The 13,554-nt window shown below is 53.6% G+C and carries 9 protein-coding genes and 2 pseudogenes; all 11 read left to right on the forward strand.

The annotated features are described in order from the left end of the window. Positions 1-51 precede the first annotated feature (51 nt). The gene (locus PUT07_RS10280) at positions 52-1,140 is read left to right on the forward strand and encodes a Gfo/Idh/MocA family protein (protein WP_274467860.1); all 1,089 of its coding nucleotides are present in this window, start codon (positions 52-54) and stop codon (positions 1,138-1,140) included. A 17-nt stretch (positions 1,141-1,157) separates the two neighbouring features. After that, positions 1,158-2,243 carry a Gfo/Idh/MocA family protein gene (locus tag PUT07_RS10285; RefSeq protein WP_274467861.1) on the forward strand — a complete coding sequence of 362 codons (1,086 nt, stop codon included), beginning with the start codon at positions 1,158-1,160 and terminating at the stop codon, positions 2,241-2,243. 255 nt (positions 2,244-2,498) lie between these two features. Then, positions 2,499-3,281, forward strand: coding sequence for an SDR family NAD(P)-dependent oxidoreductase (locus PUT07_RS10290; protein ID WP_274467862.1), 783 nt, complete (start codon positions 2,499-2,501; stop codon positions 3,279-3,281). 367 nt (positions 3,282-3,648) lie between these two features. Next, the gene (locus tag PUT07_RS10295) at positions 3,649-4,569 is read left to right on the forward strand and encodes an LLM class flavin-dependent oxidoreductase (protein WP_274467863.1); all 921 of its coding nucleotides are present in this window, start codon (positions 3,649-3,651) and stop codon (positions 4,567-4,569) included. Positions 4,570-5,586: 1,017 nt separating this feature from the next. Continuing rightward, the gene (locus PUT07_RS10300) at positions 5,587-5,715 is read left to right on the forward strand and encodes a hypothetical protein (protein ID WP_274467864.1); all 129 of its coding nucleotides are present in this window, start codon (positions 5,587-5,589) and stop codon (positions 5,713-5,715) included. A gap of 592 nt (positions 5,716-6,307) precedes the next feature. Continuing rightward, a pseudogene (locus tag PUT07_RS35595) lies at positions 6,308-6,835 on the forward strand (LamG-like jellyroll fold domain-containing protein); the annotation flags it as partial. A gap of 111 nt (positions 6,836-6,946) precedes the next feature. Further along, positions 6,947-8,155: pseudogene (locus tag PUT07_RS10305) on the forward strand (right-handed parallel beta-helix repeat-containing protein); the annotation flags it as partial. Between the two features lie 431 nt (positions 8,156-8,586). Beyond that, positions 8,587-9,933: an ABC transporter substrate-binding protein gene (locus PUT07_RS10310; RefSeq protein ID WP_274467865.1), complete on the forward strand. Its 1,347-nt coding sequence runs from the start codon at positions 8,587-8,589 to the stop codon at positions 9,931-9,933. A 124-nt stretch (positions 9,934-10,057) separates the two neighbouring features. Next, on the forward strand, positions 10,058-11,074 hold the full coding sequence (locus PUT07_RS10315) for a LacI family DNA-binding transcriptional regulator (protein WP_274467866.1): 1,017 nt from the start codon (positions 10,058-10,060) through the stop codon (positions 11,072-11,074). A gap of 18 nt (positions 11,075-11,092) precedes the next feature. Next, entirely contained in the window at positions 11,093-12,214 is a 1,122-nt protein-coding gene (locus PUT07_RS10320) for a glycoside hydrolase family 88 protein (protein ID WP_274467867.1), read from the forward strand. After that, positions 12,207-13,367: a DUF2264 domain-containing protein gene (locus tag PUT07_RS10325; RefSeq protein ID WP_274467868.1), complete on the forward strand. Its 1,161-nt coding sequence runs from the start codon at positions 12,207-12,209 to the stop codon at positions 13,365-13,367. The genes PUT07_RS10320 and PUT07_RS10325 overlap by 8 nt, the downstream gene beginning before the upstream one ends. The last annotated feature ends 187 nt before the right edge of the window (positions 13,368-13,554 follow it).

Below are 13,554 nucleotides of genomic sequence, written 5' to 3' on the forward strand. Positions count from 1 at the left end.
GCTACATTTAGGTGGGATGTCTTAATATTACATGTGGCGAGAGGTAATGGGATGAGCAAACAATTGAAAATCGGCATTATTGGCGGCGGCGGTATTGCCGGCGCTCATGTGAGAGCTTATCGTGAACTGGCGGATGTCGAGATTGTAGCCGTTGCAGATGCCATACCTGGCAAAGCAGCGCAATTCATCGAGCACCATCAGCTTCCTTCAGCTCAAGCTTATGACGACTATCGGCAGCTGTTGGAACTGGAGCTTGACGGTGTGAGCATTTGTACGCCGAATGTGGCCCATCACCGTACGACCGTAGATGCGCTGCTGGCAGGCAAGCACGTGATGCTGGAGAAGCCGATGTCGGTCACACTGGAGGAAGCCGTTGAAATGGCACAAACGGCGAAGAAAACCGGCTTCATGCTGAATGTTGGGTTTCAGCCGAGATATGATCCGAACATGAAAGTGATTCAAGACATCGTACAATCCGGCAAGCTGGGCAAAGTGTACTATGTGGAAACAGGCGGCGGCCGCCGCAGAGGTATGCCGGGCGGCACGTTTATTTCCAAGGAAATAGCCGGCGCCGGGGCTATGGCCGATATCGGCTGCTATTCGCTCGATATGGCGCTGAACGCAATGGGTTATCCGAAACCGCTTACCGTATCCGCTTACAGCTCCAACTATTTCGGGACGAACCCGCTGTACCATAAAGAGGCCACACGCTTTGACGTGGAGGATTTCGGTGTTGCGATGGTTCGCTTCGAAGGCGATCTTGTGCTGAACTTCAAAATTTCCTGGGCGATGCACATGGACACGCTTGGGCCAACCCTGTTCCTTGGCACGGATGGCGGCCTCAAAGTGACGCCTGCCGGCAAAGGGCCGTGGAGCGGCGTATTTGATGGAAGCGTAGGCTCGATTACCTATTTCCACGATGTGCTGGGACACCATACCGAAAGTCAGATTCCAATCATTGATCATAAAAAGAATTTGTTCCACGAGAAGGTTCGCGATTTCGTCGAAGCGGTGCAAGGCGGCAAGCCGGCCCCGATTCCAGGTGAACAAATCGTCCGCAATCAAGCCATTATCGACGGTATTATCCGCTCTTCGCAGCTGAAGCGCGAAGTGGCTATCGAACTGCCGAACTCATTATAATCATGGAGGTCATTCCTATGTCCAAAACATTCCGTATTGGTATCGTCGGCTGCGGAGGTATTGCCAATGGCAAACATTTACCGAGCCTAAGCAAATTGAAAAATGTCGAGCTGGTGGCATTCTGCGATATTATTGAAGAACGCGCGGTCAAGGCCGCTGAGAAATACGGCGTCGAAGACGCCAAGGTGTACCAGGATTACAAAGAGCTTCTGACAGATGATTCAATCGATATCGTGCATGTGTTGACACCGAATGATTCCCATGCCGAAATCGCGATTGCGGCGTTGGAAGCAGACAAGCACGTGATGTGTGAGAAGCCGATGGCCAAAACTGCGGCGGATGCCAAGCGCATGGCCGAAACAGCCAAGCGCACGGGCAAGAAGCTCACTATTGGCTACAACAACCGTTTCCGCCCGGACAGCCAGCATTTGAAGCGGGTTTGCGAGCAAGGGGAATTGGGCGACATCTATTTTGCCAAAGCGCATGCGATCCGCCGCCGCGCCGTACCGACTTGGGGCGTGTTCCTTGATGAGGAGAAGCAAGGCGGAGGCCCGCTGATCGACATCGGTACGCATGCACTGGATCTTACGCTGTGGATGATGGATAACTATAAGCCCAAAGTCGTTCTGGGCACGTCCTACCACGAGCTGTCCAAGAAAGAAAATGCCGCCAACGCTTGGGGGCCGTGGGATCCGAGCAAATTCACCGTAGAGGATTCCGCCTTCGGGATGATCGTCATGGAGAACGGGGCGACAATTATTCTGGAGTCCTCGTGGGCGCTGAATACGCTGGAAGTCGATGAAGCCAAATGTTCCTTGAGCGGAACGGAAGGCGGCGCCGACATGAAAGGCGGCCTTCGTATCAATGGCGAGAAGCACAGCCGTTTGTTCACGACCGAGGTAGATCTCAAAGCGGGCGGCGTTGCCTTCTATGACGGCGCGAAAGAGAGCGATGCGGATCTGGAAATGCGCACGTGGATCAAAGCGATCGAGACGGATTCGGAGCCTGTCGTTACGCCGGAGCAAGCATATGTCGTGTCGCAAATTTTGGAAGCGATCTATGAGTCGGCTCGTACCGGCAAAGCTGTATATTTGAATAACTAGCTAGCAGCAAGAGGGGCCGCGGGCCTCTCTTTTTTTGCATTCGAATAGAATGATCGATGCGGCGGGTTAGAAGCGGAAAAGTATTCGATATTTCATATTCAATTACCGAATTCGTCGCCCGAAACGGGAATTGTATGCGATTTTTCGAATAGAATCAGCCGGCCCAAACGACTTCCACACGGCAGCTCTTTCGTGTAACCACAAAAAAGAGTATGCTTGAAAGACTATGGTATCTAAGAAAGGATGGAGATCAGCATGGATTTAGGTTTGCAAGGGAAAGTGGCCCTGATTACCGGCGGGAGCAAAGGCATCGGATTAGCTACGGCGATCGCGATGTCCCGCGAAGGCGCGAAGGTCGCGATCTGCGCGCGGAATGAGGAGCAGCTGCAGGAAGCAGCCCGTCATATTGCCGGCTTGACCGGAGGTCAGGTGCTGGCCGTTCAAGCGGACGTCACTTCCGAGGACGACTGCCGGCGCGCCGTTGAGAAGACGGTTCACGAGCTCGGAGGCATCGATATCCTCGTGAACAATGCAGGAACTTCCGCAGCGAAGCCGTTCGAGCAGGTCGGCACGGAGGTGTGGCGGTACGATCTCGAACTGAAATTGTTCGGAGCGATTCATTGCTCGCGTTATGCAATTCCGTATATGCGCGAAGCCGGAGGCGGTTCCATCGTGAACATCACGACATCAGCAGCCAAAACGCCGCCTGCCTCCTCCTTGCCGACATCGGTCAGCCGGGCTGCAGGACAAGCTCTGACGAATGCGATGAGCAAAGATCTCGCCGGAGACGGTATCCGCGTGAATACGGTCTGCATCGGCAAAATCCGCAGCGACCAGCTGGAGAAAGCTTGGCAGCGGGAAGCGCCCGAGCTAACTTGGGAGGAATACGCAAGAGACTCAAGGCACGCGATTCCGTTGGGCCGAATTGGGGACGCGGAAGAGGCGGCCAGTGTCATTACGTTTCTCTCCTCGCAAGCAGCCTCCTATGTTACCGGCACGTCGGTGAATATTGACGGCGGCAAAGGTGAAGCGCTGTAACCAGACAGGAGTCCGTCCGATAGTCGCCCTTTATTCGCACAAGAATAAGGGGCTTTATTCTATACTTTTATAAAGGAAATGCTAAATTAAGCAGGGTAAACAGCCCAGGCATTTGCCCCCATATACTGGGGGAAGGTGCAGCACCAAGCTGTGTGACCAACACTCTTGCAAACGGTTTCTTCCAGAGGGGGAATTACCGCTGCCACGCGCTAAGGTTTCCTATTGGATGAGCCCCGGTTCATATACAGTACTTGCTGCGCCCGGTTTGTAGGGGGCTGACGACCGCCAAAAATGACAACGTGTACAATCATCCATTTGGCGTTTCCTCCTTGAAAAGCGCATAATGAGTAAAGGGAGGGACGTTTGAATGAAGCTTAGTGTATTAGATCTTGTTCCTGTTATAGCTCCGGCGGATGCCGGGATTGCTTATCAACAGGCGGTCAGACTGGCAGTCCAGGCAGAGCAATGGGGTTACACTCGTTATTGGGCTGCGGAGCACCATGATATGCCCGGACTCGCCTGTACATCGCCGGAAGTGCTGCTCGCGCATGTCGGTGCAAAGACCGATCGAATTCGGCTTGGCTCAGGGGCGCTGCTGCTGCCTCACTACAGACCAATGAAAGTGGCCGAAAACTTTCATATGCTTGCAGCCATGTATCCCGGCAGAGTCGATCTCGGCATTGGTAGGGCTCCGGGCGGGTCGGCGAATGCGGCGATCGCGCTGAGCGGGAACTTTCTTGAGAACGTCCGGCAGCTGCCGGAGTCGTTGAAGTCATTAATGGCCTTGCTCGAAGGCCGGTTCGAATGCGAGGGGCAGCCGGTCGTAGCTAGGCCGGTGCCGAAGGTGCCGCCGGAGGTGTGGATGCTCGGCACGAACAGCAAAAGCGCGGACTTCGCGGCTGAGCTCGGGGCTGGCTATGTTTTCGGCCAGTTTATGAGTGATGCCGACGCACTGGAAGTGCTGAGCGGCTATCGCGCGAAGTTCGTACCGTCCGCACAAGGCGGGCGCCACCAGGCGATCGTCGCCGTCGGCGTCGTTTGCGCGGAGACGGCCGAAGCGGCGAGAAGCTTAGCCGCTGATGTGCCGTGGCTGCAGGCGGACGGCGATGCCAGTGGCGCGGAGGACGCGCCGCGGAAAATGCTCGTCGGCACAGCGGCAAGCGTGCGCGAGGAGCTGGAGGCGCTCGCCCGGCACTGTGGCGTCGACGAGTTTTTGGTGGTGACGCCGGTTGCTGACTATGAGCAGCGGCTGCGCTCCTATGAACTGCTGAGCGACGCAATTGGCTAAGGGGTTCTCGCATCGCGCTTGCGGAAATATGATTCGCTAATACGGCTGGAACAGTCGATTTGGAAGTTAAAGCGGAAATACAATGCGTTATTCGTGCTGAAATTGGCTTGTTCACAGCTAAATTAACATAATAACGCATCTTATTTCCGCTTCAGCGGCTATTTGGCCTCGATTTACCTAAATAAGGAACTGTATTTCCCATTTCGATCCTATCGCTCGATCTTTCCAACCGAATCTACCTGCCAACCGCAACAACTCCCGCCTCGCCCTCCGTGAGAGTAAACTCCTGCACTATTGCACACATCCTAACAACTAGCTTCCGCTCCCGCCGTCCAAGCTCCCCAACCGAATCTACCTGCCAACCGCACCAACTCCCGCCACACCCTCCATGAGAGTAAACTCCTGCACTATTGCACACGTCCTAACAACTAGTTTCCGCTTCCGCCGTCCAAGCTCCCCAACCGAATCTACCTGCGGACCACCAACCCCCCGCCTCGCCCTCCATGAGAGTAAACTCCTGCACTATTGCACATGTCCTAACAACTAGCTTCCGCTCCCGCCGTCCGAGCTCCCCGACCGAATCTACCTGCCAACCGCACCAACTCCCGCCTCGCATCTCCTGAGAGTAAACTCCTGCACTATTGCACACGTCCTAACAACTAGTTTCCGCTTCCGCCGTCCAATCTCCCCAACCGAATCTACCTGCCAACCGCACCAACTCTCGCCCGCACCTCATGAGAGCAAACTCCTGCACTATCGCACACGTCCAGAAAACTAGCTTCCGCTCCCGCCGTCCAAGCTCCCCAACCGAATCTACCTGCCAACCGCACCAACTCCCGTCACGCACCTCAAGAGAGCAAACTCCTACACTATCGCACACGTCCAACCAACTAGCTTCCGCTCCTGCCGCCCAAACTCCCCAACCGAATCTACCTGCGAACCACCAACCCCCGCCTCGCCCTCCATGAGAGTAAACTCCTGATACGGCTGAAGTGGCGATCGTGTACGGGGAGCTGGATGCGGGCGCTCGGCACTGCACTGTGGCAAGTGACGCCGGTTGCTGACTACGAGCAGCGGCTGCGCTCGTATGGACTGTTGATCGCATCGCGCTTGCGGAAATATGATTCGCTAATACGGCTGGAATAGTCCTTTTGGAAGTTAAAGCGGAAATACAATGCGTTATCCGTGCAGAATTTGGTTTGTTCGCACCCGAATCAACCAAATAACGCATCTTATTTCCGCTTCAGCGTCCATTTGCCCTCGTTATTCCCAAATAAGGAACTGTATTTCCCCTTTCGATCCTATCGCTCGATCTTCCAACCGAATCTGCCCGCCAATCGCGCCAACTCCCGCCCCGCACCTCCTGAGAGCAAATTTCCTGACGAAGTGATTATCACCTGAGCTAGTGATTACTGAGCGCTGACAAGGCTTGCTGTTACGCAGAAAAGTTAGAAAATGTAAAAATGATTATTGCTGCACCTGGTAAACACTGGATATAGTCAGGGTGCGGGCGGGAACGATGCCCGTTCCCCGAGACACCGGGAGAATCGTCGATGAGGGGGCGAATGAATGAAGGAATAGAGGCGCATGTTTGGATGGCCGAGGATTCAAATGACATCTAGGAGCCTGCATACGGAAAGCATGTATGAATATTAAAGGAGGAATGTAATTAATGACAAAAGTTAAGCCTGTCCATATGCTTGCAGCTGCAGCGACTGCTTCATTGATCGCAGGGATGATGCTGATTCCGCCGGTTTTCGCGGCTAATTTATTGGGGGATAATTTCGATGACGGGGACGCGGCCGGATGGTCGACGCAAAATGGCACCTGGTCGGTCGTCCAAGATAATGGATCCTACGTGTACCGCCAAACGAGTGCGATTGAAGGCCGCGCATCGGCGGGCAATACGGCATGGACGGATTACGCGGTAGAGGCCAATGTGAAGATTGATAATTGGAACGGCACCAACCGGGCGTATGTGGCAGGACGCTATCAGGACGGCAACAATTTCTATGCCGCATCTTTGTATAACAGCGGAGGCGGCAAGCTTGAAATCCGCAAAAAAGTAAGCGGTTCCACGACAACGTTGGCTACGTTGGATTATCCGCTGGCAGCCGGAACCTGGTATACGGTCAAGCTTGAACTGGCAGGCTCGACGATTCGCATGTATGTGAACGGTACACTTCAATTAATGGCAACGGATACAAGCTTAACTTCCGGCGCGGTGGGCTTGGTGGCTTACAAAAGTGCAGCCAGCTTCGATAACGTCCTCGTAACGGACAGTTCAGGCGCCACTTCAACGCCTGCGCCGACATCGTCGCCATCCCCGTCGCCGTCTGCACCGCCAAGTCCGTCGCCTTCGGCACCACCAAGCCCTTCGCCGTCACCGTCGACGCCGCCGACAGCTGGCGCCGTCTATGTTGCTCCTGACGGCTCGGACAACAATGCAGGGACATTGGCGAGCCCGACGACTTTAAGCTCCGCGCTGACGAAGGTAGCCCCAGGCGGCATCATTTATATGCGTGGCGGAACGTACAGCTACAGCACGCAAATTACGATAGACCGGACGAACAGCGGGACGGCAAGTGCGGTTAAGCAGATCATGCCTTACGCTTCGGAGAAGCCTATCCTTGATTTCAGTTCTCAACCCTACAATATTTCGGACGTTTCCCTGAACAATCGCGGGCTGCAATTGAACGGAAGTTATTGGACCGTCAAAGGATTGGAGATCAAGGGAGCTGCGGATAACGGCGTCTACGTAGCGGGCAATCATAACCGGCTTGAGAACTTGGACGTCCATCATAACCGGGATACAGGCGTTCAACTCGGAAGGCATTCTTCATCTGCGCCGAACAGCGAGTGGCCGGCGGATAATCTCGTCCTCAACACCTACTCGCATGATAACTTCGATCCCGATAACGGTGAAGATGCTGACGGCTTTGCCGCTAAGCTGACGGTCGGTTCAGGGAATGTTTTTGATGGATGTATAGCCGCTTATAACACCGATGACGGATGGGATCTGTATACGAAGACGGAGACGGGGCCGATTGGGACGATTACGATCAAGAACAGCGTAGCACATCATAACGGACAGACGTCCTCCGGCAGCTCGACGAGCAACAGCGACGGCAACGGTTACAAGCTTGGCGGGGAGAAAATTGCGGTGAACCATGTAGTAACCAACTCTGTGGCCTATCTTAACAAGAAGCACGGTTTTACCTACAACAGCAACCCTGGCTCGATCACGTTAACGGGCAATACGGCTTTCAGCAATGGCCAAGGCAATTTCACCTTCGATGTGGGAACGCATATATTCACGAATAACCTGTCTTACAAAGGTGCTTCCAGCGATAAATCCAGCGGCACCGACGTACAGAACTCCAATGTTTGGTGGAAAAACAACAAGAGCACCAATGCGGCCGGCCTCTTGGCCAGCGATGAGGATTTCGTCAGCCTGACGCCTGCACTCACGCGCAATAGCGATGGGTCGCCGAATTTGGGCAGCTTTATGAAGCTGGCGACAGGCAGCGATTTGCTCGGATCAGGTTCACCAGCCGGTACCGATATTGGCTACAAACAACCATAACAGGAGAGCTGACTGTCAGCTCCGGGAGTTGCGTCCAAGGCATTGGATCTGAAAAAAAGGCTGCATCCGAGCTGAGAACCAGCTCGGAGCAGCCTTTTCTTTGGCAATCAATATCAAACATGTTACGCTCGGCGTTTTTTACGTAAATACCAGACTAACATGGAGATGGAATCCCGGATTGAAGCGGTTTGGTAAAGCCTGAGTGTCATTGTCATAAGCAATAAACCTCCCTAACCCTGAAAGAATGTCGAGCATAAACAGTACTACGTAAAAAGTGCGAAGATGGTTTTATTTTTTTTTAATAAATCTTTAACACTGTTTTTTAAACAAATACCTCTACTTTCTGGATTAAACTTTGGCTCATAAAGTTGGATAATAAGGATGTAAGCGTTACCCAAACTTAGAACGGCTCATTTAGGGGAGGAATAGAGATGAAAAAGGTATTCACACTAGCGCTGTCGCTCACGATGATGTTCACGGCGGCTGCATGCTCTTCCGGCAAGACCGACACATCGAAGCCTGCGGCAAGCAGCGAACCGGGTAAAGCGGCTGTTGCATCCGCAGCACCAAGCAAAGATCCGGTTAAATTACGCGTAGCATGGTGGGGCGGTCAAGCCCGTCACGATTACACGTTGAAAGTGATCGAAATGTACGAGAAGCAGAACCCGAATGTGAAGATTGAAGCGGAGTACGCACCGTTTGACGATTACTGGAAAAAGCTTGCACCGCAAGCATCGGCTAATCAGCTGCCGGACGTCATTCAGATGGATATTTCCTATCTGACGCAATATGGCGGTAAGAATCAGCTGGCGGATATGACGCCTTATACCAAGAACGGATTAATCGACGTTTCCTCCATTTCGCCAAACGCGCTTTCCGGCGGTGAAGTCGGCGGCAAGCTGGTTGCGATGAACCTGGGTGTGAACGCACTTTCCACAACGGTTGATGTGAACACATTCAAAAGCTTAGGCATCGACCTTCCATCTAAAGATTGGACTTGGGAAGATTATGACGCTATCGCGGCGAAAGCCAAAGCGGCCGGTAAGCAAGTTGGCGGTTTCGCCCTTCACCATGAAGTATTCTTCCCGTATTACCTGCGTTCTATCGATCAAAAAATGTACAATGCAGAAGGCACCGAGCTAGGATTCAAAGATGACAAACCGTTAATCGACTATTTCAAACGCTATCAGAAATGGTACGATCAAGGCAGCATCCTTTCTTTGGATAAAGAATCCCAGAAGAAAGGGGTAGCCGAGGAGGATGAAATCCTGCTGGGCAACTCGATTACAGGCAATGGCTGGTCCAACCAGTTCCTCGCTGTAGCGAATTTGGTGAAAGACCGTCCGCTTGAGCTGTACCCGCTTCCTGGCCGCAACGGCAGTAAGGGACTATTCTTGAAGCCAAGTATGTACTTCTCGATCGCGAACAGCTCGAAGCAGAAAGAAGAAGCGGCGAAGTTCATCTCCTTCTTCGTGAACGATATCGAAGCGAATAAATTGATCAAAGGCGACCGCGGTGTGCCTGTCTCCTCCAAAGTGAAGGAAGCGCTGAAGCCGCTGCTGACCCCGAACGAAGTGAAAATTTTCGACTACGTGGCATGGGCTGAGCAAAACTCCTCCCAATTGGATCCTCCGAATCCGGTAGGTTCGATCGAAGTTGAGAAGCTGCTGAAAGCAACGGCAGAGCAAATTTTGTATAAGAAGACGAGCGTGGAAGAAGCTGCGGCGAAATTCCGTAAGGATGCCAATGCCGTTTTGGCGAAAAATAAAGCCAAGTAAGAACGAAGACCGGAATTCTCCCGAAACGGGAGATCCGGTCTTTTTTTTCTCTTGACAGGTTAAACGTTTCAAATTAAGCTATACATGTATGTTAAACGTTTAACAAAACGGAGTTGAAACAGGGATGTCTAAGCCCAAACAAGTCACCATTGTAGAAGTGGCAGAAGCCGCCGGCGTTTCCATCGCCACCGTCTCCAATGTGCTGAATCGAGGTGGTATTCGTTCGTCGAAAGAGACGATCCGCAAGGTCGAATTGGCTGCTGAACAACTTGGATATCGGCGCAACACGATGGCAGCGGGGTTAAGCCGCAACAAAACTTATGAAATCGGTGTCATTATCCCGGCACTGGGCAGTTACTATGGCCAGCTTGCCGAACATTTGCAGCTTGAAGCGCACAATGTCGGTTACCATCTCTCCGTGTTCTCTTCCGGAGGATTCGATCCGGCCATTGAGAGAAGGCACTTGGAAGTGCTGCTGGAGCGCAGGGTCGACGGACTTATTTGCCATGGTTTGGCCATGGGCTTCGAGACGACGCGTTCCATTGTGAACAGCGGTACGCCGCTCGTTATGATCAATGGGTGGAATTGGCCGGAAGATATTGCGACGGGAGCTGTGAATTTAGGCTTTGCAGGGGCTTGCGAGCAATCCGTCAAGGTGCTCGTTGACCGCGGCTGCGGCACGATATGTTACATAGGAAGCAAAGGCTCCAAAGTGATCGACGAACGGCGCCGCTTGGGGTTCCAGTCGGGAATGGCGCAGCATGGAAGCGGTATTGGTCACGAAATCGCCGATAGCAAAGGGTTGGATATCGGAGCGTATTTAAGCGGTTTGGTGCAGCGTTACCAACATCCGATAGGCATCATCGCCTTTGACGACCATGTGGCATTGCGCATACTATCGGCTGCTAACCGGCTCGGGATTGATATTCCGAATCGCATTCGGCTGATCGGCATCAACAACGATTACATTGCCAAGGAGAGTTACCCGGGCATTTCGAGCTGGGACATTCCTTACTATGAGCAGGCGCACCAAGCGATCGGGAAGCTGCTGCATAAGTTCGGCAGTAAAGAGGATTCAGGGGAAGACCGGGAAATAGAGGTCCCGCTTACATTTATAGAACGAGAAACGACCAAATTATGATAATGGAGTGATACATTCATGTGGAAACAAGCCATTGAAGATGCCTTACAGAAAACGAGAGCGAATATTGAACGTTTTGGAGATCTATTTCCGCATGTCAGCGAGAACGATGTGTATCACTTGAATCCGAATACGGATTGGACGGACGGCTTCTGGTCAGGCATTCTGTGGCTGAGCTACCAATACAGCGGTGATCCGGTGTTCCAGGAAGCAGCGCGGAGAACAGTGGCAAGCTTCAAGCAAAGATTGGAGAACCATGTAGCGCTCGATCACCACGACATCGGCTTCTTGTATTCCCTGTCTTCCAAAGCGCAGTGGATCATCGAGAAGGACGAAGCGGCAAGACAGCTTACTCTGCAGGCTGCCGACGTGCTGATGAAGCGCTGGAGACCGAAAGGCCAGTACATTCAAGCATGGGGGCTGGAAGGCGATCCTCAGAACGGCGGCCGCATCATTATCGATTGCATGCTGAACCTGCCGCTGCTGTACTGGGCGTACGAGCAAACCGGCGATGCCAAATACAAAGAGGCGGCGGTCATTCATGCTGACTTGAGCCGCCGCTACCTGGTGCGCGGTGACGATTCTTCTTATCATACGTTTTACTTTGATCAGGAAACCGGCGAGCCGCTGCGCGGAGGAACGCATCAAGGCTACCAAGACGGCTCCACCTGGACACGCGGTCAAGCATGGGGGATTTACGGCTTTGCGCTTTCCTACCGCTATACGCGCAATCCGCTATATTTGGAGACGGCAAAACGTTTGGCCAAATATTTCTTCGAACGCTTGCCGGAAGACAACGTAGTCTATTGGGATTTCAATGCACCGGTTAACGCAGATACGAAGCGCGACAGCTCGGCCTCGGCGATTGCTTCCGCGGGCGCGCTCGAAATTTTGGAGCATCTGGCTGCGGATGACGCCGACCGTGCAATTCTGCAGGATGGCATCCAACGTTCGATGACGGGACTCGTCCAATCATACGCAACGATCGGCAAACCGGATGCCCAAGGGTTCATTGAGCGCGGTTCTTACAGCGTTCGCGGCGGCGCGGCGCCGGACGATTTCATGATTTGGGGCGACTACTACTACTTAGAGGCTTTGGTTCGCATGGAGAAAGGACTAAAAGGATACTGGTATGAGTAATCAAACGACATCTAGCCAGAATACGCGTTCATATTGGCTTCAAACGATGCTGCGCATTGCCGATCCTGTTCTGCAGGCGCTGGCGGCAAGACAACTGCGAGCAACCATGCCCGTCGAGAATAAAAAAGAAGAGCAGCGCCAATACTCGCACTTGGAAGCTTTGGCGCGTACGCTGGTCGGTCTTGCTCCTTGGCTGGAGAACCCGGTTGCAGACGCGGAAGAAGAAAAGCTGCGCCTGCGCTATGTCGCACTGGTGCAGGCAGGGCTGGACGCCGCGACGGATCCGGAGTCTCCGGATTTCCTGAACTTTAGCCACGGCTTTCAGCCGGTCGTTGACACCGCCTTCCTGTCCCATGCCATTCTCCGCGCTCCGAATGCGCTGTGGCATGGTCTGGACAGCCGGGTGCAGGCTAATCTGGTGAAAGCTTTGCAGTCGTCGCGAACGCGCAAGCCTGCGTTCAACAACTGGCTGCTGTTCGCCGCCATGACAGAAACGGCGCTGCGCTTCATGGGCGCGGATTGGGACCGGATGCGGGTGGACTTCGCCTTGAAGCAGCATGAGCAGTGGTACCTTGGCGACGGCATGTACGGCGACGGCCCGGAATATCATGCCGATTATTATAACAGCTTCGTCATACAGCCGATGATGGTCGATATCATCGAGCATGTCGGCGAGGAATATGCGGACTGGGGCGCTATGCGCGAAAAAATCATCATCCGCGCGCAGCGTTTCGCCGCGGTACAGGAACGCTCCATTTCACCGGAGGGTACGTTCCCCGTCGTCGGCAGGTCGCTCGCGTACCGGTTCGGCGCTTTCCAAGCGCTGGCCCAAACCGCACAGCGCCGCGAGCTGCCGGACGGCGTCGCGCCGGCTCAAGTTCGCTGCGCGCTGACCGCGGTGATCAAGCGCTTGATCGAAGCGCCGGGTACGTTCGACGAGGCCGGCTGGCTGAAGATCGGCCTGTGCGGCCATCAGCCGGAGCTGGGCGAACCGTATATCTCAACCGGCAGTCTGTACTTATGCTCGGCGGTGTTCCTGCCGCTCGGCTTGCCGGCGGACGATCCGTTCTGGCAAGGAGCCGATGCGCTATGGACATCGCAGCAAGTATGGGCGGGGCACACGGTTGCCATTGACAAAGCGATATATGTGTAACACAACGAAGCGTCTTGTTTCCTCGTGAAACAGGCGCTTTTTTTTGTCCAACGACGCATGTGCGGGCAGCCGGGATTTATATGACGCAGCGCCATTTTTCATGTATACTAAATGGCGTAAAATCCTGTTATCCCCAAATAGCCATATAGAGCGATTGTGGATAACTTCGCGAGCCAGAAGAAAGTAG

The organism is Paenibacillus sp. MAHUQ-63 (assembly GCF_028765165.1).
GTDB lineage: Bacteria > Bacillota > Bacilli > Paenibacillales > NBRC-103111 > Paenibacillus_E.

Coding starts and splice junctions, on each gene's coding strand:
- PUT07_RS10280 (WP_274467860.1), top strand. CDS start 52: ATGAGCAAACAATTGAAAATCGGCATTATTGGCGGCGGCGGTATTGCC.
- PUT07_RS10285 (WP_274467861.1), top strand. CDS start 1,158: ATGTCCAAAACATTCCGTATTGGTATCGTCGGCTGCGGAGGTATTGCC.
- PUT07_RS10290 (WP_274467862.1), top strand. CDS start 2,499: ATGGATTTAGGTTTGCAAGGGAAAGTGGCCCTGATTACCGGCGGGAGC.
- PUT07_RS10295 (WP_274467863.1), top strand. CDS start 3,649: ATGAAGCTTAGTGTATTAGATCTTGTTCCTGTTATAGCTCCGGCGGAT.
- PUT07_RS10300 (WP_274467864.1), top strand. CDS start 5,587: ATGCGGGCGCTCGGCACTGCACTGTGGCAAGTGACGCCGGTTGCTGAC.
- PUT07_RS10310 (WP_274467865.1), top strand. CDS start 8,587: ATGAAAAAGGTATTCACACTAGCGCTGTCGCTCACGATGATGTTCACG.
- PUT07_RS10315 (WP_274467866.1), top strand. CDS start 10,058: ATGTCTAAGCCCAAACAAGTCACCATTGTAGAAGTGGCAGAAGCCGCC.
- PUT07_RS10320 (WP_274467867.1), top strand. CDS start 11,093: ATGTGGAAACAAGCCATTGAAGATGCCTTACAGAAAACGAGAGCGAAT.
- PUT07_RS10325 (WP_274467868.1), top strand. CDS start 12,207: ATGAGTAATCAAACGACATCTAGCCAGAATACGCGTTCATATTGGCTT.